Source organism: Paenarthrobacter sp. RAF54_2 (genome assembly GCF_052113945.1).
Classification (GTDB): Bacteria; Actinomycetota; Actinomycetes; order Actinomycetales; family Micrococcaceae; genus Arthrobacter.
Window position 1 is genome coordinate 71,315 of sequence record NZ_JBFRDV010000004.1, and the last position, 25,966, is coordinate 97,280.

27 protein-coding genes are annotated in these 25,966 nt (G+C 60.7%); 7 read left to right on the forward strand and 20 right to left on the reverse strand.

Annotation, left to right across the window (positions count from 1 at the left end; translation table 11 throughout):
* Positions 1 to 3: 3 nt before the first annotated feature.
* From AB4Y87_RS04435 to AB4Y87_RS04455, 5 genes are all read left to right on the forward strand, one after another.
* Positions 4 to 906 (forward strand): hypothetical protein, encoded by a 903-nt coding sequence (locus AB4Y87_RS04435; RefSeq protein ID WP_442003225.1) that lies wholly within the window; start codon positions 4 to 6, stop codon positions 904 to 906.
* 80 nt (positions 907 to 986) lie between these two features.
* Positions 987 to 1,883 (forward strand): LysR family transcriptional regulator, encoded by an 897-nt coding sequence (locus tag AB4Y87_RS04440; protein WP_442003226.1) that lies wholly within the window; start codon positions 987 to 989, stop codon positions 1,881 to 1,883.
* A gap of 132 nt (positions 1,884 to 2,015) precedes the next feature.
* Positions 2,016 to 3,113: a tartrate dehydrogenase gene (locus AB4Y87_RS04445; RefSeq protein WP_442003227.1), complete on the forward strand. Its 1,098-nt coding sequence runs from the start codon at positions 2,016 to 2,018 to the stop codon at positions 3,111 to 3,113.
* 93 nt (positions 3,114 to 3,206) lie between these two features.
* Positions 3,207 to 4,664, forward strand: coding sequence for a C4-dicarboxylate transporter DctA (gene dctA, locus AB4Y87_RS04450; protein WP_442003228.1), 1,458 nt, complete (start codon positions 3,207 to 3,209; stop codon positions 4,662 to 4,664).
* 1 nt (position 4,665) lies between these two features.
* Positions 4,666 to 5,820, forward strand: a complete 1,155-nt coding sequence (locus AB4Y87_RS04455; RefSeq protein ID WP_442003229.1) for a glycerate kinase — start codon at positions 4,666 to 4,668, stop codon at positions 5,818 to 5,820.
* Positions 5,821 to 5,871: 51 nt separating this feature from the next.
* Here the strand turns inward: AB4Y87_RS04455 and AB4Y87_RS04460 are convergent, their stop codons facing one another.
* The 5 genes from AB4Y87_RS04460 to AB4Y87_RS04480 all read right to left on the reverse strand — a co-directional run bounded on the left by AB4Y87_RS04460 (position 5,872) and on the right by AB4Y87_RS04480 (position 10,788).
* On the reverse strand, positions 5,872 to 6,375 hold the full coding sequence (locus AB4Y87_RS04460; RefSeq protein ID WP_442003230.1) for a hypothetical protein: 504 nt from the start codon (positions 6,373 to 6,375) through the stop codon (positions 5,872 to 5,874).
* Positions 6,376 to 6,710: 335 nt separating this feature from the next.
* Positions 6,711 to 7,619, reverse strand: coding sequence for a nucleoside hydrolase (locus tag AB4Y87_RS04465; protein ID WP_442003231.1), 909 nt, complete (start codon positions 7,617 to 7,619; stop codon positions 6,711 to 6,713).
* Positions 7,620 to 7,682: 63 nt separating this feature from the next.
* On the reverse strand, positions 7,683 to 8,543 hold the full coding sequence (locus AB4Y87_RS04470; RefSeq protein ID WP_442003232.1) for a carbohydrate ABC transporter permease: 861 nt from the start codon (positions 8,541 to 8,543) through the stop codon (positions 7,683 to 7,685).
* The gene (locus AB4Y87_RS04475) at positions 8,540 to 9,433 is read right to left on the reverse strand and encodes a carbohydrate ABC transporter permease (protein WP_442003233.1); all 894 of its coding nucleotides are present in this window, start codon (positions 9,431 to 9,433) and stop codon (positions 8,540 to 8,542) included. The genes AB4Y87_RS04470 and AB4Y87_RS04475 overlap by 4 nt, the downstream gene beginning before the upstream one ends.
* A gap of 53 nt (positions 9,434 to 9,486) precedes the next feature.
* Positions 9,487 to 10,788 (reverse strand): sugar ABC transporter substrate-binding protein, encoded by a 1,302-nt coding sequence (locus AB4Y87_RS04480; RefSeq protein ID WP_442003234.1) that lies wholly within the window; start codon positions 10,786 to 10,788, stop codon positions 9,487 to 9,489.
* 169 nt (positions 10,789 to 10,957) lie between these two features.
* Here AB4Y87_RS04480 and AB4Y87_RS04485 point away from each other — a divergent pair, with 169 nt between their 5' ends.
* Together AB4Y87_RS04485 and ggt are read left to right on the forward strand one after the other, a co-directional pair.
* Entirely contained in the window at positions 10,958 to 11,950 is a 993-nt protein-coding gene (locus AB4Y87_RS04485) for a LacI family DNA-binding transcriptional regulator (protein WP_442003235.1), read from the forward strand.
* Between the two features lie 138 nt (positions 11,951 to 12,088).
* Positions 12,089 to 13,930 carry a gamma-glutamyltransferase gene (gene ggt, locus AB4Y87_RS04490; protein ID WP_442003236.1) on the forward strand — a complete coding sequence of 614 codons (1,842 nt, stop codon included), beginning with the start codon at positions 12,089 to 12,091 and terminating at the stop codon, positions 13,928 to 13,930.
* An 8-nt stretch (positions 13,931 to 13,938) separates the two neighbouring features.
* Here ggt and AB4Y87_RS04495 read toward each other — a convergent pair whose 3' ends face one another.
* From AB4Y87_RS04495 to AB4Y87_RS04565, 15 genes are all read right to left on the reverse strand, one after another.
* Positions 13,939 to 14,538 (reverse strand): NUDIX hydrolase, encoded by a 600-nt coding sequence (locus AB4Y87_RS04495; RefSeq protein WP_442003237.1) that lies wholly within the window; start codon positions 14,536 to 14,538, stop codon positions 13,939 to 13,941.
* The gene (locus AB4Y87_RS04500) at positions 14,535 to 14,720 is read right to left on the reverse strand and encodes a hypothetical protein (protein WP_442003238.1); all 186 of its coding nucleotides are present in this window, start codon (positions 14,718 to 14,720) and stop codon (positions 14,535 to 14,537) included. The genes AB4Y87_RS04495 and AB4Y87_RS04500 overlap by 4 nt, the downstream gene beginning before the upstream one ends.
* A gap of 28 nt (positions 14,721 to 14,748) precedes the next feature.
* The gene (locus AB4Y87_RS04505; RefSeq protein ID WP_442003239.1) at positions 14,749 to 15,438 is read right to left on the reverse strand and encodes a hypothetical protein; all 690 of its coding nucleotides are present in this window, start codon (positions 15,436 to 15,438) and stop codon (positions 14,749 to 14,751) included.
* Positions 15,439 to 16,188 carry a hypothetical protein gene (locus AB4Y87_RS04510; protein WP_442003240.1) on the reverse strand — a complete coding sequence of 250 codons (750 nt, stop codon included), beginning with the start codon at positions 16,186 to 16,188 and terminating at the stop codon, positions 15,439 to 15,441.
* Complete coding sequence (locus AB4Y87_RS04515; RefSeq protein ID WP_442003241.1) at positions 16,185 to 16,895, reverse strand: ABC transporter ATP-binding protein; 711 nt, start codon at positions 16,893 to 16,895, stop codon at positions 16,185 to 16,187. The genes AB4Y87_RS04510 and AB4Y87_RS04515 overlap by 4 nt, the downstream gene beginning before the upstream one ends.
* The gene (gene mpaP / locus AB4Y87_RS04520; RefSeq protein ID WP_442003242.1) at positions 16,892 to 18,559 is read right to left on the reverse strand and encodes a daptide biosynthesis intramembrane metalloprotease; all 1,668 of its coding nucleotides are present in this window, start codon (positions 18,557 to 18,559) and stop codon (positions 16,892 to 16,894) included. The genes AB4Y87_RS04515 and mpaP overlap by 4 nt, the downstream gene beginning before the upstream one ends.
* Before the next feature lie 11 nt (positions 18,560 to 18,570).
* A complete protein-coding gene (locus tag AB4Y87_RS04525) occupies positions 18,571 to 19,803 on the reverse strand; it encodes a YcaO-like family protein (protein ID WP_442003243.1) in 1,233 nt (410 codons plus the stop codon).
* Positions 19,800 to 20,687: a daptide-type RiPP biosynthesis methyltransferase gene (gene mpaM, locus AB4Y87_RS04530; RefSeq protein ID WP_442003244.1), complete on the reverse strand. Its 888-nt coding sequence runs from the start codon at positions 20,685 to 20,687 to the stop codon at positions 19,800 to 19,802. Before mpaM ends, AB4Y87_RS04525 begins: the two co-directional genes overlap by 4 nt.
* 13 nt (positions 20,688 to 20,700) lie before the next feature.
* On the reverse strand, positions 20,701 to 20,838 hold the full coding sequence (locus tag AB4Y87_RS04535) for a daptide-type RiPP (RefSeq protein ID WP_431116703.1): 138 nt from the start codon (positions 20,836 to 20,838) through the stop codon (positions 20,701 to 20,703).
* A gap of 58 nt (positions 20,839 to 20,896) precedes the next feature.
* Entirely contained in the window at positions 20,897 to 21,022 is a 126-nt protein-coding gene (locus tag AB4Y87_RS04540) for a daptide-type RiPP (protein WP_263422335.1), read from the reverse strand.
* A 48-nt stretch (positions 21,023 to 21,070) separates the two neighbouring features.
* A complete protein-coding gene (locus tag AB4Y87_RS04545; RefSeq protein ID WP_431116704.1) occupies positions 21,071 to 21,214 on the reverse strand; it encodes a daptide-type RiPP in 144 nt (47 codons plus the stop codon).
* 4 nt (positions 21,215 to 21,218) lie between these two features.
* Positions 21,219 to 22,382 (reverse strand): daptide-type RiPP biosynthesis dehydogenase, encoded by a 1,164-nt coding sequence (gene mpaC / locus AB4Y87_RS04550; protein ID WP_442003245.1) that lies wholly within the window; start codon positions 22,380 to 22,382, stop codon positions 21,219 to 21,221.
* A 47-nt stretch (positions 22,383 to 22,429) separates the two neighbouring features.
* Complete coding sequence (mpaD, locus tag AB4Y87_RS04555; protein WP_442003246.1) at positions 22,430 to 23,710, reverse strand: daptide-type RiPP biosynthesis aminotransferase; 1,281 nt, start codon at positions 23,708 to 23,710, stop codon at positions 22,430 to 22,432.
* On the reverse strand, positions 23,707 to 24,711 hold the full coding sequence (gene mpaB, locus AB4Y87_RS04560) for a daptide biosynthesis RiPP recognition protein (RefSeq protein ID WP_442003247.1): 1,005 nt from the start codon (positions 24,709 to 24,711) through the stop codon (positions 23,707 to 23,709). The genes mpaD and mpaB overlap by 4 nt, the downstream gene beginning before the upstream one ends.
* A 159-nt stretch (positions 24,712 to 24,870) precedes the next feature.
* A complete protein-coding gene (locus AB4Y87_RS04565) occupies positions 24,871 to 25,386 on the reverse strand; it encodes a hypothetical protein (protein ID WP_442003248.1) in 516 nt (171 codons plus the stop codon).
* Positions 25,387 to 25,966 lie beyond the last annotated feature (580 nt).

Here is a 25,966-nt window from a genome sequence, read left to right on the forward strand (position 1 = left end):
GTCATGGCAAACCCACGCGTCGTTTTCGTCCACCGACGGACCGAACTCCAGGAGCTCCTGGACCGGCACGCCACCCGCGGCCAAGCCGAATTCTTCCTTCGCACCCGCGGCCGGACCATCCAGGATGTTCAGGACCGGCACGATCGCCTCACCGCCGCCCTCGCGACGGTCCGGGCAGCAGTCCCTGCCGAATGGCGGCAGGCCGAAGTGGAACGAGCTGACCTGAGCCGATTCCTGCTCACAAGCGAGGACATCATTGCCGTGGTGGGGCAGGACGGTCTGGTGGCGAACGTAGCCAAGTACCTGAAAGGGCAACCGGTCATCGGAATCGATCCTGAGCCCGGCGCCAATCCCGGCATCCTTGTCCGGCACACACCGTCGGCCGCAGCTACGTTGCTGGGTTCGGGAGATATTGCACGGCTTCACTGCCAGAACCTCACCACCGTGACAGCAACGCTCGACGACGGCCAGCAGCTTTCTGCGCTGAATGAAGTTTTCATCGGGCACGCTTCGCACCAATCAGCGAAGTACTCAATCACTGCGCCGAGCTTCACGAATGCGGTCGGGCAAACCGAGCGGCACTCGTCGTCGGGCCTTATCGTTTCCACAGGCACCGGCGCTACCGGATGGTGCGCCTCGATCGCCTTGGAACGGGGCGGACGGGCACTGCCCGCACCCACAGACCCCCGGCTGGCCTGGTTCGTTCGCGAGGCATGGCCCTCCCCCGTCACCGGAGCCTCCTTGACTGAAGGTCTGCTCGAAGCCGGCGAGGTCCTTCGGATCACAGTGGCCTCGGACCAGCTGGTGGTGTTCGGCGATGGCATGGAGGATGATCGGCTGACCGCCTCGTGGGGGCAGGAAATCATCGTTCAACTGGGGCAGCGACCCTTGCGGCTGGTTGCCTGAATCTCCGGCTGACAAGGGAATTGATAGGCATAAACTATCGATGCCTCTGAAACCTCCCTATACCCAAAGGACCCCACACCGTGGACACGCGAAAGCTCAAGTACTTCCTCGCCGTCGTGGATCACGACGGTTTCAACCGCGCGGCCGAGCATCTTCTGATCGCCCAACCGTCACTGTCCCAAACCATTGCGAGCCTTGAGAAAGAGCTCGGCGTTCCCCTGTTCCATCGGATTGGCAGGCGCGCAGTCCTGAGCGAAGCTGGCAAGGAACTCGTCGGCCCGGCCCGCCTGGTGATGCGGGATCTGGACGCCGCCCAGTCTGCCGTCCAGTCCTTGAGGGGAATGCGCAGCGGTCGGCTGGACATCATCACGATGCCCTCTCCCGGCATCGAACCTTTGACCTCCATGATCGCCGCTTTCACCAAGCTCCATCCGTGGGTCCGACTCAACGTGGGCGCTGCCTTCACGCCGGAAGAGGTGATCGAGTCCGTCCGCAGCGGCAGCAGCGAGATCGGTTTGGCGGGCTCGCCTACCAAAATCAAGGTGCCTGGTGTCGAAGTACTGGAGCTTGAGCGCCAACCTTTGATTCTGATCGTCAACCCACAAGCGGACACGTTCGCGCCGAAGGACACAGCCATCCAACGCGAGGACCTAGGCAATCATCGACTCATCGTCAGCCAGCGCGGGTCACTCATGCGCTGGATGGTGGACGACGCTTTGGCGCACGGCGTGGAAGTGGAGATCGTGGTGGAAGTCGCCCACCGGACGTCCATCCTTCCGTTGGTTCTGGCAGGTGTCGGTCACGCTGTGATGCCGTCGTCATGGGCACCCACCGCACACAAAGCGGGGCTGAGGACGCTGTTGATCGAGCCAGTCAATTATCTGGATGTCGCTGTGCTGAGCCGGAAGGAAAATCTCACACCTGCCGCCAGGGCATTCTTGGACGTTGCCCGCAGCCACGGTGGCCAAAGCAACTGATAGGCCCTACCTATCAGCCGTATCGAAACTAAGTCTTGGACGCCAATAGGCGCTGAACCGTCTACTTGAAGAGGAAGAACAGTGTGACCCTGCTAACAGGCTCACTGCTAACAACTCAACGAGGAGGTCGGCATGAGCGCCACCCAGAAATTCACCATCGCATCCATTCCCGCAGACGGCGTGGGCAAGGAAGTTGTCTCCGCCGGACGCCGAGTCCTGGACGCACTCGCCGCGAACTCCAATGGCAAGTTCGCCTTCGAATGGACCGAATTTCCTTGGGGCTGCGGCTACTACGAGAAAACCGGCCAGATGATGGACCCCAAAGGCCTGGAAGCCCTCAAGGACTTCGACGCCATCTACTTTGGAGCCGTCGGCTGGGAGAACGTCCCGGACCACATCAGCCTCTGGGGCCTGCGCCTGAACATCACGCAGAACTTCGACCAGTGGGCCAACATCCGCCCAGTCAAGTTCCTCCCCGGCATCGAGTCCCCGCTTCGCAAAGCCGACAACACCGAACTCGACTGGATCGTTGTACGCGAAAACAGCGAAGGCGAATACGCCGGTCTTGGCGGCCGCAACCTGAGCGGCCGCGGTCCCGGCAACGAAGTCGCTTTGCAGACCGCGCTCTTCACGGAAAAGGGCTGCGAGCGCATCATGCGTTTCGCGTTCGACCTCGCCCGGACCCGCACGGTCAAGAAKGTTTCCTCCGTCACCAAGTCCAACGCCCAGCAGTACGGCATGGTCCTCTGGGACGAAACCTTCCAGCGCGTCGCCTTGGATTACCCTGACGTGCAGACCGAAAGCGTGCTGGTTGACGCCATGAGCGCCAAATTCATTCTCAAGCCCGAGGACCTGTCCGTCGTGGTTGCCTCCAACCTGAACGCCGACATCCTCTCGGACCTCGGCTCCGCCCTCGCCGGCAGCTTGGGGCTTGCCGCGAGCGCAAACCTGAACCCGGAGCGCCGGTTCCCGTCCATGTTCGAGCCGGTTCACGGTTCTGCACCGGATATCGCTGGCCAGGGCATCAGCAACCCGATTGGTGCGATCGCCAGCGCGGCACTCATGCTGGATCACTTCGGCCTCCACGAGGAGGCCCGCCGCGTCGAAGCAGCGATCGAGCAGGCAACCGGTTCCGGCCACCTGACCCGGGACGTTGGCGGCGAGGCCACCACGGACGACGTCACCGAGGCCATCATCTCTGCCCTCACCCACACTCTCGCGGCAGTCTAACCCAACAGACTAAACGTTCGACGGCGGTCAGCCGGCCGCCGTCGAACCTCCCCTTCAGCTTCTCCAGAGACATTCCACAACGAGGTAGGAATCATGGAACACATCACCGCCGGCGCATCGCCAGCAGATAAGAACATGCCAGGCAAGACCCGCTGGTATCGGCAGTTGTACTTCTGGGTGCTCACCGCGATTGTGGTCGGCATCCTCCTCGGCTGGCTCGCTCCGACCGCGGGCATCGCCATGGAACCCATCGGCACCACGTTCGTGAACGCAATGAAGATGCTCATCGGCCCCATCGTGTTCCTAACCATCGTGGGTGGTATCGCCAGCGTGGCCGATCTCAAGAAGGTGGGAATGACTGGCCTGAAGGCCCTCACCTACTTCCAGATCGGCACCATCTGCGCCATGGTGTTCGGCTTGGTGGCCATCAATGTCTTCAGGCTTGGGGACGGGGTCAACGCTGATGCCAGCACAATCAAGACCTCCGAGTCCGCTGCGAAGTTGATCGACGCCGGGCAGCACCAGGAGTGGTGGCAGTTCATAACCCACATCATTCCCAACAGCATCGCGGGCCCGTTCGTTGAGGGCGACATCCTGCAGATCATCTTCATTGCTGTGGTGTTCGGCATCGCCCTGAACGCGATAGGCAAAGTTGGCGCACCGGTGCTGGACGGCGTCCAGCGGCTGACCGGCGTGATGTTCAAGATCCTGGGCTTCATCATGAAGGCCGCTCCGCTGGGTGCTTTCGGTGCCATGGCCTTCGCTGTTGGCAAGTACGGTGTTTCGTCGCTGACCAGCATGGGCGGATTGATTGCCCTCTTCTACGGCACCTCCATCCTGTTCGTGATTGTGGTGCTCGGCTCCATCATGGCCATGCTGCGGCTGAACATCTTTACCATGATCCGGCACCTTAAAGAGGAGTACATGCTCATTCTGGGCACCTCCACGGCTGAGCCTGCGCTGCCTGGCCTGATGCGCAAGCTGGAACATGCCGGCGTGAAAAAGGAGACCGTAGGCCTGGTGGTGCCTACCGGTTACAGCTTCAACCTGGACGGCGCCGCCATCTACCTTTCGCTCGCTGCCCTGTACATCGCACAGGCAACCAACACGGAGCTGACCATTGGCCAGCAGCTCGGCCTCCTCGCGGTGATGCTCCTGACGTCAAAGGGTGCAGCAGGCGTTGCCGGTGGCGGTTTCATTGCCCTCACTGCCACGCTCACTACGCTCGGCACCATCCCCGCGGCCGGAATCATGCTGATCTTCGGCATCGACAAGTTCATGTCAGAGTGCCGCGCCCTCGTGAACTTCACCGGCAACGCCGTGGCCACTCTGGTCATCGCCCGCTGGGACCGCACACTGGACACCGACCGAGTCCGCCGCGTCTTTGCCGGCGAGACCGTGGAACCGATGCCCGTGGATGACACTCCGGCGATCCCTGTGGAGGAGGAGGAGACAGAGCCGGCCGAGGCAGGCAAGCACTCAGCCGCCGTCGTGCCTTCTGGACCCGCTGCCTCCGCCGACCGTCGCCCCGCCTACTCGAAATCCCTCTGACATGAACAACTCCATCGCCCCGAAGACGGTGCTCATCGCCCCCGACAAGTTCAAAGGCAGTCTCACCGCCAGCGAGGTTGCGGAAGCCCTGGCTGCCGGACTCCGTGCCGCCAGTCCGGTCGGGGCGCTTGGCTGCGAACTCCTTCCACTCGCGGACGGAGGTGACGGCAGCGTCGATGCCGCCGTCGCCTCCGGCTTCGGCCGCTACAACTGCACCGTCACCGGTCCCACGGGCCATCCCGTCCAAGCAGACATAGCGTTCGACGGCGCCACGGCAGTTGTGGAGGTCGCGAACACGTGCGGATTGGCCGTCCTGCCTCAAGGTGACTTGGCGCCGATGGAGTCCTCAAGCCGCGGTTTCGGCGAAGCTGTGCTGTTTGCTTTGGGCCTCCGGCCGGTGCGTTTGGTGCTGGCGCTCGGCGGCAGTTCCAGCACCGATGGTGGAATGGGGATGCTCGCCGCGTTGGGCCTCCGGTTCCTGGATGTGTCCGGTCTCGCGCTGCCAGGTAACGGGCGCTCGCTCTCGCTGGTGCATTCGGTGTCCGGCTCGTTGGTGCCGGAGCTGGCGAATGTGGAACTCATCCTCGCGAGCGACGTCCACAACCCGCTGTGCGGTACCGACGGTGCACCCGCGGTTTTCGGGCCCCAGAAGGGCTGCTCCCCCGCCGATGTTTCAACGCTCGACGCCGGTCTGACGCACTTCGTCTCGGTGCTCGCCGGGTCCGGGTTTGCTGACGCCGGGCTAGCTGAATCGCCAGGCGCAGGCAGCGCCGGCGGGATCGGCTTCGCCTGCTTGGCTTTGGGTGCGAAGCAAGTGTCAGGCGCCGACTACTTCCTGGACCTCTTGGACTTCGATGGCCGCAAGGAGAACTGCGATCTTGTGATCACCGGCGAGGGCAGCATCGACGAGCAGACCCTCGCCGGGAAGCTGCCAGCCGCCGTCGCCCGCCGTTCCGGCACCCGGCCCATCATCGCCATCGCCGGCCGCTCGCTGCTACCCCAAGAGCGCTGGGCCGAGATGTCTCTGTCCCGGGTGTATGCGCTGACTGACTACACATCGCTGGACTCCTCGAAAGACCCTTTGCTTTCAGCGGAGTTGCTTCAACAGATCGGCAGGGAGATTGGCGAAAGTGTGCGGGAGGCTGTTGGCGCTTAGAGGCCCGCGTGCGCCGCAGCTGGCCCGGAAACCGGGCCAGCCATTCCGCCGCTACGCCAGTTCTCCGCAGATGTCCCGCTGTTGGCCTGAACTACTCACAAGAGTGAAAACGCCTGTAACAGGATCGATGTCGTAGACCAATTTTCCGATGTAATGCGTAGTCGTAGGCCCCGCAGGAATGTCCGTCGGAAACAAAATCAGCCCGTTGTGGCCAGTTGCCGTGACCGTGAGCGTCCCATCGGCATTGAGCCGCGTGCTGGCTACCGAACCGTCAGTCCGGATCGTGACAGACTTCCCGGTATCCAGGTTGGTGTAAGTCAGGAGGACGCCCTTGCCGGCTTCGAGGAGACGCACCACGTTGCCATCTTCGTCCTTGAATTCTCTTGTGTGGATGATGCCGCCAGATCCTTCAAGCAGCAGCGCAAACGAACAACCCTCCCCTGCTGGAAGGGATATGGGTAACTGCAAGGCGGCTGCCGCCGGCACCGTGGGGTAAAGCATGGCAGCGACCAGAACTGCAACCGGCGCAAGCCTGAGCGCGTTTTTGATTTTCATGGGGTTCCTCAATTTCGAGCGGAGCGAGTGTATTCCGCGGCACCATCCATGGGTTGTGGAAGGAGACCAAGTGCCTGCGCTCACGGGACAAGTCCCTAACAGCGGCCGTTCCCCGAGACCGCCTGGCCGATGCCAGCGAAAAGGGGCATCGGGCGAGAGATTACTCTCCATCGAATAGAAAAACCACACGTTGCGGCCTTCTGAAGAAAATCAGCCCGAGCCGTGAGGCGAGCGGGCTGATCGTGATGACAGCACTCTACCCTCGCCTACCGGCCGATCCCCGTAACTGCTGAACGAAGCACGCGCTTCGCCCAGCAGCGACGGCATGGTCAGGCTCAGGGAGTTTCGATTTCGAGCAGCAGCCTGCCCGCCTTGACGATCCTGGTGCTGATTTCGTTCGCGACTGCTTCGGCGTCGATGGTGGTGACGCGGCGAACCCGGCCCTCGGAATCCGGGGTGAACGTGCTCAAGCCCGCCGAGTCGCCGTCGCACGTGATCGAGACCGTACCGGGTCCGGACACTTCGAAAAGCTCGGGGCGAAGCAGCGTCAGGACCGTGATGGGGTCGTGGGGAACATTCCATTCCTCGTTCCAGAACGCCCACCATTGCCGGATATCGGCGTCGAGCGCTTCCCCTAGCGGGCCGGCCGCAGCGATCAGTTCGAGCTGGTCCCGGCGCATCTCCACTTGGCGCGTTACTTCAAGGCCGGTGACGGTGATGTTGAGGGCGGAAGCGAAAACGGTCCGCGCTGCTTGGTCATCACTGCGGAAATTGTGCTCGGTTTGGCCCGTGCCGAACGCTCCGCCCATGATCCACAAATGCCGAACATTGCGCTCGAACGTTGGATCAGTTTCAAGGGCCGCTGCGATGTTCGTCAGGGGTCCAATCGCTATGAGGTCGATCTGTCCCGGATTGTTGGCGACTTCCCGCACCAAATACGCCACGGCGTCCTCGGACTCGATGGTTTCCTGCGGGAGTCCGTCATGCAAGGAACCCTCGTGGCCGGGCCACCACACTTCACGGCCTGACTTCGGGCTGGCAATTCCCTGATACACGGCCATGTCACGGCCCGACAGTTTGCCGAACCGCTTTGCGAGGCGCGCCCGCAGCAGAGTGTCCCCGTACACCGTGGTGACGCCAAGGAGTTCAGCCTCGGGTGAGCCAAAGATCAGGGCCAAAGCCAGTGCGTCGTCGACGTCGGATCCAATGTCGGTGTCAAGGATGATGCGGTGCTGAGCACCCATGGTTGTTCCTTCTGTAGTTTGCTTCGGACAGGGGTGTGCCGTGCCGAGGTGATTGATGGGGAGTTACTTGAGACCGGTGGTGGTCACGGACTGGATGAAGTAGCGCTGGAACCCAATGATGATGGCGAGCGGAATCACCGTAAGGACTATCGACCCAGCGAACATCACGCCGTAGTCCACGTTGAACTGACCTTGGAGATTGGACAGTGCGATAGGACCCAGGATGTGCTGCTCGTCCGTGCCATTGAGCAACGGCCAAACGTAGGACTGCCATTGGAACAGGAAGAGCGTCAGTCCAGCGCCAATGAGGGACGGAACGGACAGCGGCAGATAGATCCGCCGGAAGATGCCCCACCAGCCCAAACCGTCCAAGCGGCCTGCTTCCACCAGGTCCTTGGGAATGGCCAGGAAGAACGTGCGTAGAAGGAATATAGCCATGCCGTTTCCCAAACCGGGAAGGATCAGCCCGGCATATGTATTCTGCAGGTTCCAGTCACGGAAGAGGTCCGCCAAGGGGATGGCGATGGCGTCGAACGGGATCAGGAAGCTCACCACCACTACCACGAAGACGGCGCCGCTTCCACGAAACGGGATGGCGGCCAGGGCGAAAGCTGCCATGGAACAAATCACGAGCCCGATCACGACGGTGGCCGCGCTGACGAATATGGAGTTCAGCATGGCCAGCCCCAGGTTGCTCCGCAGCAGCTCGGCATAGTTGTCCAGGCTCGGAGTCATGGTGAAGAACGTTTCCCATTGCAACGGGTTCAGGTACCGGAAGGTATCGCCACCGGGTCGCAGCGAATTAACGAACGTCCACCAGAGCGGGATCAGGAACAACAGTCCAACACAGGCGCCCAGGACGCTCAGCGCGATGTAGCCAAGGCTCCGGCGCCCTGATGCTTTGGCCGCGGCGACCGTACTCATGCCGCATCAGAGCTTCGAAGCAGCCGGAATTGCAAGGCGACGACGGCGAGGGTCAGTATCACGAGAATGATCACTTCCGCTTGGGCTTTACTTAGGTCCCCGAGGGTGTAAGCCCGGGTGTAGATGTCATACATGAGCAGGTTGCTTGAACCTGACGGACCGCCTTTGGTGAGTATTTGGACGGGCGCGAAGATCAGGAAATTGGAAACGGTGTCGGCAACCAGGACGAAGGCAAGAGGTCGACGGACCAAGGGGAACGTGACGGACCAGAGCTTTCGCCAGGCCGAGGCTCCATCGATGGATGCGGCCTCATAGAGCTCGTTGGGAACATCGTTGATACCGGCGATCAGGAACAGCATCCAATAGCCGACGCCGATCCAGCTCAGGAGCACCATAATGGAAGCGAGCGACTGCTGCGGCGAGGTCAGGAACGGCTGCGCCGGAAGTCCCAGAAGGTCAAGGAATGAATTACCCAGGCCGTCGGGCCGGTAGATGACGCTCCACACCACCGCCGAAACTGCAGGCGGGACTGCTATCGGAAGGACCACAAGGGAGCGCCAAACCTTTGCGCCGGCAGCCTTCCGGGTATAGAGAACAGCAAGCAGGAACGACACAGCAATCTGGAGAGGGTTCACGATTGCCGAAAAGACCAGCGTCACCAGCAGGGCGTTGTTGAAGTCTGCATTGCCAAAGAGGTCCCCGTAGTTTTCAAAGCCCACAAACACTGTTCCACCACGCAGGAAGCTTTCACGGAACAGGCTCTCCCACAGGGCCACAGCCGCGGGTGCAAGACGAAGCACTATCAGGCTGATCAAAGCGGGAGCCAGGAACGCCGCCGCCACTGCCACCAACGATGCACGCCTCCTGCGACGAACCGGAGGCACCGCCACGGTTCGATGCTGCGTTGCAGGTGGACGATTGGTTGTTTGCGAGGGGGACATGGCTAGAGCCGCTTCCAAGCGTCGGTGATCTGCTGGGATGCCTGCTTCAGTCGCTCGTTGACTGGAGTCCCGTTTCGGATATCAGCGAAGGCCTTGCCCATGATTTCTTCGAACTGGATATAGCCAACGCTGACCGGGCGCGGTTTTGCCGTCTGAGTGTTTTCGTGTTCGATCAACTTAGCCAGCCCCTTGCTGTGGTCACCGCCCAACGCTTCAAGCTTGGGCAGATACTGGGCCGTTGCAGCACTGTTGGCCGGGATGATGGTGGTCGCTTCGGTGGTGGCCAGGTTTCCTGCCGGGTCCAGGGATGCAAACTCCAGGAACTTCTTTGCGGCCGCCTTGTTCTTGGATGCTGGATTGATGCCCCATGACCACGAGCCTGTTGGCGTTACCTGGCTTCCGCCGTCGAAGTACGGCATGGGTGCCACGCCCCAATCGATGTCCGTCTTGGCGAATCCGCCAACGTCCCAAGGACCGCCAACGAAGTACGCCACGTTACCTGAGGTGAAGACCGGGCTGGTCTGGAAACCGCCAACGCCGCGGGGAGAGAGTCCCGATGCGAACGTATCCGAATACCACTGCATGGCCTTTTTCCAGCCCGCGTTGTCGATGTCCGTGGTCAGCATCTTGTCACCAGTGATGCCTGAACCTCCGCCGGCGGACTCCGCCAGGGGCTGCAGTTGGTAGTAAGCCTCGACTTGTTCAAGGAGCAGGCCGTACTGCGTTCCCGCCGCCTGGACCTTCTTGGCATCCGTGGCGATCTGTTCCCACGTCATTCGCTGGGAGGGATCAACCGACGGGTGCTTTACGCCTGCGGAGTCCAGCGCCTTCTTGTTGAAGAACAGCATTTGGGTGGAGTTCCAGATGGGCAGCGCCCAAAGCTTGTCATCGTAAAGGTTCACACTGAACTGTGCGTCCGGAGCGGCGGCTTTGGCTGGCTCCTTCAGGCTGCTCAGGTCCTCAAGGAAACCTTGAGCAGCCAACTGAGACAGCCTCGGCTGATCGACTGTATAGACATCTATTGTGTCGTCCTTGGCTCCAAGCCGCTGCTGGAGCGTTGGGTTGAGTTGATCGAACGGCACCTGCGAATACTTGATGGAAATGTCCGGATTCTTAGCGTGGAAAGCGGCAATGACCGGGGCGAAAGTGGCCGGATCTTCAGGACCAAGAAGATTTACTGTGCCAGTTCCGGAGCCTTCACTTCCTAGTGCAGAAGGCGAGTTCTGGGAGCTCGTGGAGCAGCCGGACAGGAAGATTGCTCCGGCCGCAAGCAGCGACGTGGCTGCAAGGAGATTGTGCTTCACGGGAAGCCTTTCTGGAGATTGAGTCGGATGCGAAACGAGCATCTAACCGGTTAGACTACGCGGAGGAAATGGCTTTGACAAGAGATTTCCGAAGTATTGAATCATCGGCCCCAGCAGTTATGATCAACAGATCTACCCGGTTAGACCGTTAGCACATCAGGAGAAGCCCATGCCGACAGCCAGAGACGTGGCAAAACTGGCAGGAACGTCAAACGCTGTTGTCAGTTACGTGTTCAACAACGGCCCCCGCGCAGTTTCCGCGACCGCCCGTGAACGCGTGCTCAAGGCTGCCAAGGAACTGGACTACAAGCCAAACGCTTTGGCCCGTGCATTGAGCGCAGGCAAGACCAGGTCCATTGGCCTCATCGTCCCGGACATCGCCAACCCATTCTTTGCCGAACTGGCGAGGGCAGTAGAAGTTGCTGCCGCAGACCGCGGCCACCTGCTGTTGATTGGGGATTCCGCAACGGTGGAGGAGCAGGAACACCGTCTCATGGAGTCGTTCATCGAAAGGAAGGTGGACTCCATCATCCTTGTTTCGCTACTGGACGAGCCTGATCTAAAACCGATAAACGCTGCGGGTCTACCTGTTGTTGCACTCCACCCACTGTCGGCTGGACAACATGCATCATCCCTGACCATCGACTACGAGCAAGCCGCCTATGTGGCCACGCGTCATTTGCTTGAAGAGGGCTACCAGAGCATCGGTCTGCTGAACGGGCCAGTCGACTCCGTGGGCACCAGGCAGCATGCCTCTGGTTTCGAGCGAGCCGTTTCCGGCACATCAGTGACTGTTTCCCGACGGGCGTCACCGATCTCCAGGGCTGGAGCGGCCGAGGTTGCCTTGGAGTGGCTCAGAACTTCCGATGCCCCACGGTCCATTTACGCGACAACGGATGAACAAGCCCACGGTGTTTTGTTCGCTGCCTACACACTTGGTCTCAATGTTCCGAACGAACTTGCCGTGATCGGCGTCGATGGGACTGCCGCCTCCGAATTCTCCGTGCCTCCTCTATCCTCCATTCGGCAGCCAACGCAGTCCATAGCAAACCGCGCCGTTGAGATCCTGGTCGACGGGAACGACGACGCCGACGGGGACAAGACAATCGTCAACGAACTCTTTGACTTCGAGCTTATCGTTCGCAAATCGTCCCGCGCCTGACAAACTGAGCCGTTCAGAGGCTGAGCCCCATGCCAGCTTTTGGCGGCGAAAACAACCCGTTGAATCTCCCCAATGTCCCGAAGTAGGGTGGCCGGACCGTCCAACCACATCATCGTCTGGGAAAAATCTGGGAGAACCATGACACATGTGAGACGCCAATTGGCTGCGGTCACCGCAGCCCTGGCCCTGAGCGTGACAAGCGGAGCGGTGGCGAATCCTGCATTCGCCGACCCTCGCGAAACCGACAAAAACCCTACTGCCACCGGGTACGGCGGCGCCGTGAGCACAGTCGATCCGGAAGCTTCAGCAGCCGCCATCGAAGTACTCCGCAAAGGTGGTAACGCGGCCGACGCAGCTGTCGCCGCCGCTGCCACTCTGGGTGTCACAGAACCGTATAGCGCCGGCATTGGAGGCGGCGGCTACTTCGTGTTCTACGACGCCAAGACCAAGAAAGTCAGCACCATCGATGGCCGCGAAACAGCGCCGGCAACCATGCCGAACGATGCGTTCATCGATCCCGCCACCGGCAAGCCCTATCTCTTTACGACCAAGAGGCCCGAACTGCCAACCAGCGGCGTCTCCGTCGGCGTCCCCGGCACGCCGGCCACCTGGGAGCGTGCCCTTGAACGATGGGGCTCAGTAAGCCTGGGCGAGGCACTCAAGCCGGCAATCAAGGTAGCCAACCGCGGCTTCGTGGTGGACGAGACGTTCCGAAACCAGACTCTGGACAACAAGTTCCGTTTCAACACGTTCACCTCCACCCAGGACCTTTTCCTTCCCGGTGGTGACGCTCCCGCCGTCGGGAGTATCTTCAAGAACCCCGAGCTTGCCGAGACGTACCGGCTGCTGGCGAAGCAAGGCACCAGCGCTTTCTACACGGGCCCGCTCGCAGAAGAGATCGTGTCCGCAGTAAAGGCACCGCCGAAATCGGGCGAAACTGATCTGCCCGTTCCAACCGGGTTCATGACCACTGACGATTTGGCTGCGTACGAAGCAGTTGACCAGGAACCGACACACGTGAACTACCGCGGTTACGACGTCTACGGAATGGCGCCATCCAGTAGCGGCGGCACCACGGTTGGCGAGTCGCTGAACATTCTTGAAAACTTCGATCTGAAGGACATGCAGCCGGTGGACGCACTGCACCACTACTTCGAGGCCAGCTCGTTGGCATTCGCCGACCGTGGCGCGTATGTGGGTGACCCGAAATTCGTTGACGTTCCCACCGATGTCCTCACCGATGAGGTTTTCGGCAAGGAACGCGCTTGCGAGATTGATCCCACCGTGGCGGCTACCAAGCCGGTCGCCCCAGGTGACATAACAACGTACGACGGCGCGTGCCCGGCCGGGGCCGCATCGCTCGCCGACGAGACGGACACCGAGAACATTTCCACCACCAACCTGACGGTCGCCGACAAGTGGGGAAACGTGGTGGAGTACACCTTGACCATTGAGCAGACGGGTGGATCCGGGATCGTCGTCCCAGGCCGCGGCTTCCTGTTGAACAATGAGTTGACTGACTTCAGCGCCGAATATAAGGCGACTGATCCCAACAGGATCCAGCCAGGCAAGCGTCCCCGTTCTTCGATGTCGCCCACCATCATCCTGCAAGACGGCAACCCGTTCCTGGCCCTCGGCTCCCCGGGCGGATCCACCATCATCACCACCGTGTTGCAGACCATCCTCAACCGCGTTGACCTGGGGATGGATATCTCCGAGGCTATCGCCGCTCCGCGTGCTGCCCCTCGAAACGGGCCCACCGTAAGTTCCGAGCCAGCGTTCATTGATGCTTACGGTCCCGCGCTGGAATCGTTCGGCCATGATCTGGTCCCGGCTGGTGATGCTTTCACCTCGGCAGCCGAAATAGGTGCGGCTACGGCAATTGAGTTCGGCGAAGGCGGAAAGCTCACGGCTGCAGCTGAGCCGACTCGTCGTGGAGGTGGATCGGCCATGGTTTTGAAACCAAGTAGCGGGCCGTGATTGATGTATTAGCCCGGAAACAGGCCTCGGACTGTTTGCTGCAATTTCTCCAACGGTTGGCTCTCTTGGGTGCTGGCAGCGAACTTCATGAGTCCGCGGCAGGCGAGTCCCGCGTCTGTCAGCTCACCGCTCAGCAGGAAGTCCATCAGTTCATCGCTAGGCAGTAATCGCACGAAGCCCGCCTCGGAAGCGTCCCACGATGGGTCGCTGTCGAGGCGGGCTTCTGCTGCAATGACTAAATGCTTCCGACGGGATGAGTTGGCGGACCACCATTCGGATCCTGCGTAGTAGACGGATGACGATCTATAGCCTGTTTCCTCGGCCAACTCCCGTTGGGCGCCATCTACCGGAGTTTCGTTCTCATTCAGGTATCCCCCGGGCAGTTCCAGCAAGGTCTTTCCCGGCCCGACGCGGAACTGCTCAAACAGCACCACATCGGTTCCGCCCTCTGTGAAGGCGAGAACCGCCGCCGAGTCCGGGGTTGCGATAACGTCCCACGTTGAGACTGAGCCGTCAGCTTCCAAGTACGTGTCTTGATTGATGGTGACAAAGCCTTTGTAAGCACGCGTAGTCCAGAGCTTTCGCCACAATTCGTCGGAATTGTTCACTCTTGGCGGTTGGTCTTGAGTTCCCGGCAGAATCTCCACACCATCACCAACGAAGCTGCTGCGATGATGATTCCGGAAATGAGGGACCAGACAGATTCGCTGCCGCTTGAGAGGAAAATGTAGGTGGCGTAGGCGGCCATGACGAGGGCGAGAAGCAGCCATACCATCGGTTTACGATTCACAATGAGTTCCTTGATTGAGTGGTAGTTGTCAGGCCAAGTCACGCTTGGAGAACACGGCGCAGGCTGCCCCCAAGACGATTAACAGCCAAGCAACGGCCCCGAAGAAAGACTCCGACGCCGGTATGTGGACTGCCGCTTGATTCGCCCAGTCGGCAGCTTGGAATGGGAATAGGTACGTCTCGGCATTGCCCAGGGACAGGATCTGCGGCGCAACCAAACTGAGGGGAACCGCGAAGAGGCTCACAAGGTGATTGCGAAGGAGGGAACCAATGGCGAATCCCCAGAGTGACCCCATCGCTGCCATTCCAGCGAAAGCTAGCACTACCTGTGGGCTGAGCTGCCATCCTTCAGCGACTATTCCCCCGGCAAGACCGAAGCAGATGCCTACCGTCACGCCGCCCAGGATTGCCGCCAGAGCTGTTGTCAGTGCTCTTGCAATGAACGCCGGGTTCCTTTGAAACAACAGAACCCTGCGTGTAAGACACCCAGCCCGGAAGTCCGCGGTGAAGGAACAAGAGCCCATCACACCCGCACTCGTGAGCATGAGCGATAAGCCTGCCCCTCGAAGAACTCCTTCAAGACCTGGAAGTGCCGCGGTGGATTCGAGGCTGGCGGTCACCAGGAGCGCAGCCAGGAGCCCGATCACCAGCAGGGAGGCTATCCCTGAACCCTTCCACAGCCATGGGCGGCGAAGATCCGCAAGAAGTGCGGACACCATTTAGAACTCCTTTCTCTTGAGCACAGCAACCGCGCCGGCACTCGCTGCGAGGAGCCACGCCAGCGAGACCAACAATGCGGGACCTGGTGGGAGAAGGCCCTCAAAAGGAAGAGAGGCAATGCCTGCCAACGCACCGGACGGCAGCCAACGCCCTATATCCGGATCGTTTGCCAAGATGGGCAGTTCGACGGCCAGCGGAATAAGCATGGTGGCGATCGTCGTCGCGTAGTAGTGCTGAATGATCCAGCCGAGCGAGCAACCCCACAGGGAACCAACAGCGGACGCAACCACGACGCCGGGCAGGGCTCGCCAAGACTCGGGGCTGAGGAGCTCCCCGCGCACTTCCGGTGTCAACGAGAAGGCGGCGCTGGCTCCCCAAGCCACGATCCCGGTGGCCAGAGTGATCAGGCCGACCACGAGCGCCGCCACGTATTTGGCTGCCACAAGGTGTATTAGCCCCGACATCACTACGCTGCGTCGGAGCGTCCCGTAGTACGACTCACGGGTGACCAGGTAGCTCCCGGCAAAGGTAGCCACGATCGCAATAGTGGCGGTCAAAGCCCAAAACGCTTCAACGTTCTCCGTCGCGGAAAGCTGATCTGCATTGTCCGGCCAGGCCAGGAAGTTGGCCACGAACCAGGGCACCAAGGCGCTGAAGGCCACGATGCCCAGAATGGAGTATCCGCTGAAGTACCTGAGTAGCTCTGCGCGTAGTCCACCTGCCCAGTCGGTGTTCGAATGCCCCATCATTGGGCACCCTCCAGTATCTTGAAATACGCAGATTCTAGGCTTCCGCCGCCGAGAGCCTTCGCTTCCTCAAGGGTCCCTTGGAACAATGTCCGCTGCTTCAGGATGACGACGTCGTGGGCAATTTGTTCGAGCTCCATCAGCTGGTGGCTTGAGACCAAGGCACTCCCGCCGGACTCGGCGAACCTGCGCAGAAAGCCGCGCAGCCACTGGATGCCCTCCGGGTCCAGACCGTTCGCGGGCTCGTCCAGGACAAGCAGCCGAGGGTTTCCGATGATGGCAGATGCAATCCCCAGGCGTTGTTTCATGCCCAACGAGTAGTCCCGGACCTTTCTGTCGGCGTGGGCCGCTAGGTCCACGATTTCCAGGACCCGCTCAACGTTTTCCCGACTCATGCCTGCTGCCAACTGACAAATCTGAAGATGACGACGGCCCGTCAATCCAGGCTCTACTTCCATCCCGTCCAAGTTCACTCCAACGTGTACGGCAGGCCTCTTTAGCAAGCGGTAGGCGGTTCCGAAGACTGTTGCCCGGCCCGACGTCGCCTCCACCAAACCTGTCAGTCCTCCAAGTGCCGTACTCTTGCCGGCACCGTTGGGTCCGATGAGTCCCACAATCCGCCCGGCAGGCACGTCGAACGTCAGATCGTCGACGGTCAATCGTTTGCCTCTTCTCTTGGTGAATCCCTCGAAGCTGGCGTGGATTGTCATGAGTGCCCTCTCGTGGAGTCGTCCCGTTCGGGTTGTCCGGGCCATAACGGGGAATGCGAAATGGCTTGCCAGAGCCACTCCCCCAAAGTTGTTTGGAGTCGGCTCGCTACTTCTGCCCGCCCGGAAGCGGGGAGGGATGTGCCTTCTTCCACCTGACCTACGTAGGCCAACACGGGCAGGGTGGTGCCTGCGAGCGCTAAGGGAACGATGGTGTCCACAGGTGCAGTGGATGACGACGGCGGGTGCTCCCCAATCGTGGCGTGGCCCAGGTTTTCGTGGATGACCATTCCCTGCGACTGCAACGTGACGGTATCGCCCGGTTCCAGCTCGCGATTGTCAGCCCCGTCGGGCGTCACGATGAGCAACTGGCCATTCAAATAGGTGTAGCCCGCTACGGTCACCCGATTCACTGGGATCACGGCGAGAAGAACTCCGATAGCAAGAGAGCCTGCGAGCATGAAAAGGACACGCCTCCACAGTGGGCTTCCATTCTTCGCAGCTCCGCCGAAGAACTGAACCACACTCCTGCAAGCCATCACTACGAGCAAGCAGAGGATGGCAAGCACCACGATGTGCCCTATATATCCGAGCTGCAGGAAGATCGGCACGATGCGTTGAAAGCCAATAATCATGAAACCGACGCCCGCAATGAAGCTCGCGAATCCAAACCATGGAAGCAAACCATTGCCGCGAAAGGTGACCCGCGCTCCTAGAACCCGAGAGCCCACGACGTCGGCCAGTGCCCTAAGGGATTTCTGGCGAAGGTGGGGGATGTCGACAGCCGACATCAAGGCAACGTAGCCGTCCAGCTTGATGAACGGGAAGAGATTCAAAATGGCGACAGCCCAACAAATGATGCCGTAGAGCAGAGCCGCATCCTTCACCGAGGACGCCGGAAGGAAAGTCTGCACCACCAGGGCGATGCTCCCTAGGCCAAGATGGACCAGGGGGCCGGCGAGGGCGATCACCACCCGCTGTTTTCGTGAGCTCAGCCGCCAGCCATCGGTTACGTCGCAGAAGAAGGCAGGGGACAGGTAGAACAGCATGATGCCGATTCGCCGAGGGGTGCCGCCAAAGTAGCTGAGAGCCATTCCGTGGCCGAATTCATGAAGCAACGTGGAGGCAAACATCGCAAGAGCAACGTACAGATATACCTCAAGTGGCAGCGGCGTCGCCAAGACCGGCCAAATGCTTGGGCCAGCCGTCAGGGCGCCCAGCATGCCGCCAATGACAAGCAAGGCAAGTGGCAGCGCAGCGATTGGCCGCGCAAAGGCAGCGACCACAGGGCGAAACCGCAGCAGGAGCGGCGCCGGATTGAACAAGGTGAACTGCACCGTCAAGGGAGCCCGGAACTGAACGCGCCGGTCCCTCGGCGGGGGTGCACCGCCGTCGAAGATGCCAGTGTGCGCCAGCTGCCGAACGATCCCCATGACGTCGGCCGCCGTCCACGGCAACCCCAAAAGGTTGGCTACCTGGGCGGGGTCTCGCTCACCATCAACCGCTCTGAGGACGGCGGCCACATCCGCTGAAACCCGGGATTTTGGAACACTGTTGATGGCAACAATCCAGGGGCCGCCGTCCACTAACGGGTGGTCAATGGAGGCCGATGGCGCCAACTGAACCGGCCACTGAACGGGTGTCGGGGTCTTGGACGATCCGAGCATGGCGAGCTTTCTCATATCAGCGGGTGCGGTGTTAGGGACATACCGGAGGGGTCACAGACCGAACCGGACGGCATCTGGACCAGTCCTTTGGTTTCATCCATCGTCAGCGGAACAGCACCGGGACAAATCGCCTTGCCCGCTACCCACCCGAGTTCCTGAATTGCCGCTGGGAGGCGGTGGGTGAGGCTGACCCAGTGTGATCGAATGTCTCGCCCCGCCAAAAACTTCACCAGGGCGTCGACGTTCGGAATGGATTTGACCTGCGGAAAGTGGGCAGGCCTGAAGGTTCGAACCCACAAAAGTAATTCAGCCAGGGCTTGCCCGGTGGTCCAGAAGTCCGCGCGGGATTCGTCGTCTACCACCTCGGGTAATTGAACTGCCGATGGCGTCCGTGACAAGAAGAGTTCGCGAATCTGCAGGCCTTCCTGCAGGGCTCCCTTCAGAGCGGCGAGGGGGTCGGCGGCCGCCTTGAGTCCAACAGCACCGAAGTGGCCGTGCCCGGTGTCGCCAGCGATGATGCAGACCGCAATATGCAAAGGACTTTTACCCTGTGGGATGAAGGCCAGCGTTGGGGCGATGTCAGCTTTGCGTGCAGCCTCCAGAAGCAGAAGCAAACCCCGTGTGCCTGGGGCGTGGAGCACATCTGCCGGCATCGACCCAGCCACGAACTCGTGGAGGGGAACCCTTTGGCGCCAGGCAGAAAGGAAGGCATCCCGTTCTATGACTTCACCGATGCCGGATGCTCGCGCGAAGTGTTCTGACGGACCGGACGCTGCGCCATTCGGCGATGGATCAAAGAACCCGTTCCATGGATCCGGATGCGTGGATCCAGCAGCGGCGTAGTCCACCACAGGAGCCGGTACGTGTGATTCCTGGCCTGTCAGCAAGTCCGTTGCCAGGTACCACGGGAAGTCGAAGGCGAGGGCGGAGGCGCGTCCCAAGCCCGCGCTAACAAAATCGATGCGCTTGTCGATTGCGTCCCTCGCAGCAAGAAGGTGTTCAGCGTCCGCTGCCATGGGCGCTAACGCGAAACGCTCTACGGCCTCGCCTGCGCCCCGCGTCATAGAGGAACGCTTCTTCACGTCAAAAGCTCCGACGGCGGTCGCGAACCCTTTCGCGTCGGATCGCCCATTTGCGAGGGAGGCTACGGTTCGCCAGAGCCCTACATTGTTTGGCAGGTAGACCGTCGCCGAGGACACCAGGCCCAGCGATGGATCGAGGGTAAGGACGGGATCGACGCTCATCTGCCACACACCCAGAGCTCGATGTCATCCAAGCCGGGCACCTGCGTGGCGATGCGGACCGGCCGACGCTCGAGGATGGTGAGGCCTTCTGCCAGCACTTCTTCCTCGATGAGGCTGTTACTGACGAACGCGATGTCGCTTGAGTACGCGGAGGATCGGTACGTACCGCCTTCATCGAAGCCAACGTGGATCATAGTTACGTGCCGGGCCCCGTTGACCGGATCACGGCTTTCCACGGTGATGAGGAATGCGTCCTCGCCCAGCGCCGAAACTGTCGTTCCGCCGTCGTGTCCTTCCGATGCCTGGTGAGTGTCGGCGTTCAGCACCGTCAACAGGAAGCGTCCGTCGGGCGTCAAGCAGTCACGGACGCGGCGGAACAACTCCCTCCTGTCTTGGGGGTCCAGGAGCGTGATGGAACTGGCGCCCAGAACGACGCAACCGAAGCCGCCGTCGATCTCAAATCGGGACATGTCCGCCTCGAGCAATTCCACCGGCACTTCGCGGGGATTAAAGGCTTTGGTGCCAATCCTTTCCGCGAGCATCGCGAGCATTTCCGGCGAGGAGTCGACGGCGGTCAGCGGACGTCCCAGCGCAAGGAGCGGCCGGGTTATCCGACCTGATCCCGCAGCTAATTCAAGAATAGGGCCGACGGTTTTACGGGCCGCAGCCAGGATCTCGGGCAGTTCGGTGAGGTCATCAGCGGTGATCTGATCGTAAAGGCGAGACCCTGCAACGCTGTACAGATCCTCGGGAGGATCCAGATGGCCAAGGACGCGCAGGATGGCATCGGCAGATTTGTCGGGAGGCATATTCATCAGCTCGTGTTCTCCGGGAGTTGGTAGGAGTCGGGGATCCACGCGGGCGGCGGCGAAGCGTCGCGCCACCCGCGTGCACCAGCTAGGTGGCGGCGATTCCGATGACGATGCCGGCGATGATGATGACGTCACCAACGCGCATGTACCACGGGGTATCGTCCGGGGTGTCGAGGTTCTCCAGTTCTTCGATGGTCAGCTGAAGGTTCGAGTTTGCGATCATTGCGTTCTCCTTTCTCTCGTAGTTCGTGCTGTTGTTCGGCCTGTCCGTTCCGGACGGGTTAGGTGATGCTGACGGCGATAATGCCGATGGCAACTCCCTGGGATACTCCGATGAACCAGTTGTTGAAGTCCGGGGTGTCCAGCGATTCGATCTCCTGGATGGAGATGTTGAGCTGTTTCTGCATTTGCGTTCACCTCCCTTCGTTGCAAGTTGGAAGGCCTGCGCGAGCCCGTCAGGTGATGCTGACGGCGATCCCGATCAATGCGAGGCCAACGGTGATGCCGTGGATGCGTTCGCTCCAGTCGTCAGGGACGTCGATGCTTTCCAGTTCCTGGACGGTGAGGTCCAAAGTCCTGGGTGCAAGAGTGCTGCTCATGTGCTCACCCCCTTTCCCTTACCGCTCGTAGCTCGCCCACTGGGCCTGGCAAGATTTGTTGTTCCAGCGCTGCCTTGGAGAGGACGTACTGGATCTGCACGCCATCAAGGCCCCGCAGCATCGGCAGCCCGCCACCCCAGTTCCGGAGAGCGGCGGCGGTGGTCTTCATCAACGCCTGCTCGCTAATGGCGTCCAGGCCTGCGATGCCCCACCGCCACATCAATTGGTTGATGCCCTTGGCGGGGTTGGGGTCCAGTGAAGGATCCGCGTCCATAATCACGGACCAGAGCTTCAGCAGACGACTACGGTCACCCCAGGCTGCGGTTCCATTGGCGATCTCCTCCCAGATGGGACTGATCACCGACGCTGTGGCGGTCATCTTTCGGACTCCAGTGACATAGGCAAGTTCGTTGGCGACATACCAGTGCTTCGCTCCGTAGGGGTCCCGAGCTATCAGGGCCCAGCCGGTGTGTGTCTCCATGCTGAGGTGGGCCGCCTTCAGTCTCAGCTCGGGCCCGTCCTCACGTGTCACTCGGTTCCCCAGCCTGACGATCCGCGCCAAAAGTGAGTAACCGTCGTCGTCGAAAATGTTGGAGCTGCTGCCCATCATGGTGCCGGCCACCCGGAGGAACGCCTCAAGCAGCCCTTCGAAAAGCAGCTGCCTCGGCAGAGTGGCGAGATTGCCGGCGTCGAGCACTGCCACATCACCTGACAGGTGACGTGAGGCGATCAAACGGCGCCCGACGGCGGTGTCCAGGCACGCTACAGCGCTGACTTCAGCACCGGTCCCCACGGTTGACGGCAGAAGGACGGTTCGGGGACGCTCATTTGGATAAGCGACCGGAGGCAGAACGACGAGACCCGAGCGCTTGGCATGACGTTCGACAAAGATCGTGAGACTAGGGTCCGCCGTGAACAATGCGGCCAGCTTTACAGCGTCCATCACCGAACCGCCGCCAAGGCCCACAACGCTCTGAAGTCCGTGTTTGCGAATGAAACCGCCCACGAGCCTCAGGGTCTCCACTGTGACCGGGCCAGCTTTTAGGTTGAACGTTGGCACTCCCTTGAGGTCCCCAGCCAAGAGGGCATTCCTCTGTCCGGCGAGTGCAGTGTCCACCACGAGTCCGGTCCGACCGCGGGTAAGCCCGCCGATGTATTTGGGTGCCATCCCCGGATCCAGAACGACACAACGCGTGTTCCACATTCGATCCGCAATCATGCGAAAACTCCGTCGCGTTCTGCTTTTGCCAGACCGTGGACGATGGCGGCGTGCAGTTCCTCGAAGTTCTCCTGTGTATAGGTCAGTGCTGGCAGGAGTTGGATCCGGCTTGGCCCAGGCTGCACGATAGCTCCGGCTTGATGGATCCGCCGCACGATGGCGAGGACACCGTTCGGAGAAAGGGGTGATCCACTTTTGGCTCGCAGCAGGATGCCCCTCATACAGCTGCGTCCTGAGGACTCGCCGACGCCTGGAACGCCCTGGAGTTTGGCAATGAGCTTGTTGACGCCCTCTGAGACCCGCTGGGTCAGGGTGGTGTGATCCAGCCTCCTCATCTCGGAGATCGTGCTGAGAATGGCAGCGCAGGTTGCTGGTGTTCCGGCCTGGGTTTCGCCGTGGACAAAGACGGCCTCGTTCTTATCAAAGAGCTGGGTTACGCGCTGGCCGATAAGAAGGGCGGCGCATGCGCTGGTGCCGTTGGTCAGTCCCTTGGAAGTAACAATGACGTCCGGGGCTTCCCGCCACTCATCTGAAGCAAACCACCCTTTAATACGGCCGAATCCGGTGGCGACTTCGTCAGCCACAACAAGGAACCCATGCTCCTCCCGGTGCTTGAGGAGTGCGGTCACGAAAGCGACCGGTACGGCTTCGGCCCCCGAACCAAGGACGGGCTCTACGATGACCGCCGCGATGCGATGCCCCTCCCGTTGCATGAGATGAGCCAGCTCGGCGCCGCCGTCGTCGAACCGGACATGCCGGATGTTGCGCCTGTCCACGCCATAGACGGCTTGGCCGAGCTCGTCGCCGCTGAGTGCCTGGCTTCCGTACGTGAGCCCGTGGTAGCTCCCGCTTAACCCGACGACGAGTTTGCGTTCGGGTTGTTTGTCCAGGACGAAGTAGTGACGGGCGAGCTTCATGACGGCGTCGTTGGCGGCACCTCCGGAGGTGGAGAAGAGGACGCGCTCGAATTGATGATGGGGCAATTCAAGGAGGGCCTTTGAGGCCTCGATTGCCTTACTGTGCGCAGTCCGGAAGAGCGGGAGGTAGGACGCTGTTTCGAGTTCTTTGGCTATTGACTCCGCTATTTTTGCGTTGCCGTATCCGAGGTTCGCGTTCCATAGGCCGCTCTTCGCGCAGAGCCGCCGTCGTCCGTCTTCGAAGGTGACGTGGACGCCTCCGGCACTCACCGCTGTGTAGCTTGCTGCCTCGAAATCATGTTGGCTTACCAGCGGGACCCAGAGTGGGAGCTGCGTCCGGGGTTTTAGGGGTGCGGTCATCGGTTTGTGCCGATGAGCTCGATGCCGAGCTGCTCGAATTGATTCAGGACTGCGGTCACGGATCCTGTGGCTACGGCGTCTGAGACGTTGAGTGCTGGCGCTATGGCCGTGGCAGCAGCGCTCACATCCCGGAAGTTGGAGACGGCTTCGATGATGGTGGCGGCATCAACCCCAATCTTGAAGACGCGACCCGACTTGGTGTCCAGCAGCCTGTATTCCCCTGCCCGTTGGACGATGAAGGGAGCGGAAGCCGAAGGGATCCCCGATGCTGCGTTGAGGAGGCCGGCTCCGAAGCCGACGAAACTGGTGGTCTCGCGGGCTTCACGGGGAATGAACTTCCACGCATCCAAGGCGGCAAGGTAGCGCGGAATCCACGGGTTGGCTGTGATGGCCTCTACGTCTACGTTGCAGTTGGCCATGGCTGATCCGGGGCCCAATGACCTTGTGTGAAGGTCTTCAATCGCATCGCCGACCCGGCCAATTTCTGCTCCATAGGGGCCGCTGAGTATTCTTCCATCCGACGTGATGTGAAGCCTTGCCAGTGAAATGTCCTTGTGTTCGATCCCTGCGAGCAAGGCACGCTCGGACAGAACAGCATTCGCTTCAGTCAGCTGCCGGACGAAATGTCCCGAACGCCGGGCTTCTTCAGCATCGTCAAAGAAGGCCTGCCAGTCCTCGCTCGTGGTCATCCTGACCACTGTTACGCCCACCAGATTGACGAAAGGAATGGCCACGTAGTCCTGGATTTCCAGGCTGAGTGTGCCGTCTACCAGGAGTTCTTCCCCGGCGGCGTCGAACGAGCCGGACACGGTTGTGATGGCTTCGTCGTCCTTGTCCCCGTTGAGAGCAAGGATGACTGAGCCCTCAGTGACCAGCGTCTTCGCGGAGTCGATGTGCTCGGGATTCTCGACGAAAATGACGTGGCCTGCGATGCGCCCTGGCATGCCGGTAATCCACTGATCCACTGCTGCGGCAATGGTCTGCTGCTGACTAAACGTCAATTCCCCAACCCCCAATAGTCCTTCGTTCTTGAGACGAAGCTATGGGCCGGAATGGGTGCCATGGTGGAGGAATTTGAAACTAGGTGGTGGAAAGCCCCAAAGATAGGTGCTGCGTGGCGCTATCTAGGTGGTGGGGAAAGGTGGTCTAGGTGGTGGGAATCAATGCCCGATCATCTCGAGACAACCGCCGTCCATAATGCTTCCACCTAGGGCGATGCCCACCTCGCCCTCGAGCGAAACGTATCCATGGACGCAACCACCGCTTGGCGCTGCAGCTCCGAATCTGACGCCGCTGCCGATATCGTCTGTCTGAATCTCACTTTTGTTCAGACCTACAGATTCAAGGGCCTGACTCACCTTCGCTGGGTTCGCTTGCGTGCCCAATGACGTGAGGGCCGCGCGCGCCGGCTCGATGTATCCCTCCAGCAGCATCTTCACCTCCGGGGATAAGGACCTTCGCTGGCGATAGGTCTCGTTCGCGGCCATCGCTGCGTCACCGTCGTAGAACGCGCAGTTCCCGTCCGGCATGGGCTCAGTGCCGGCGCTGGGGCAGGCTGCTGTGGGAGGGGGAGAGGTCGACTCACTTCGGACTGTTGCTGGCGCCCCGCAGCCCGCCACGGCGAGAGCTGACACCGCAGTTAGTGTGAGCCCGACGGACCATCTTGTTTTCCCCATCCAAGGACCCTACTGGATGGGCTACGGCAGGCATAGGCAATTTAGCTATCGATTTGACTTAGCATCCAACATTGTTGGCACGCGGATAACACTTGCCAACTGAATCCCATGCATAGGCGAAAGCTACACCTGACAACGAAGGCTGCAAGGCGGCTGCCTTAGCTCCCGACTCGGGCTATTCGATGGCGGGTCCGGCTTACCCTACTGCTTACCGATGGGCGGATCAGCAAGACGGATCGAGCGCTTAGTCGATGATTTGCGTAGCGCCGCGCCTCATGGGTAGTGCTCCATTAGGGCCGCCAATACCTAGAGGAACGCTCAGCAACACCTATTTCGGGCCCATTAAGTACCTAGACGGCTGTTGTCAGCACTCATTTCTCCCGAATTCGGCACCTAGTACTGGAATTGTGTTGCATTCTGAAGCTCGTACTCTTCGGCAGATGAGTCACATATGAGGTTTTGTCCCTAACCGCAGCGGGACTACTAGCGGCGGCAGACACCGCATTAGCTGTCAGCCACAGACCACCTTGGTCAACAACGAAACGGGGATGAGCAATGAGGAGCTCCAAGCAAAGTATGC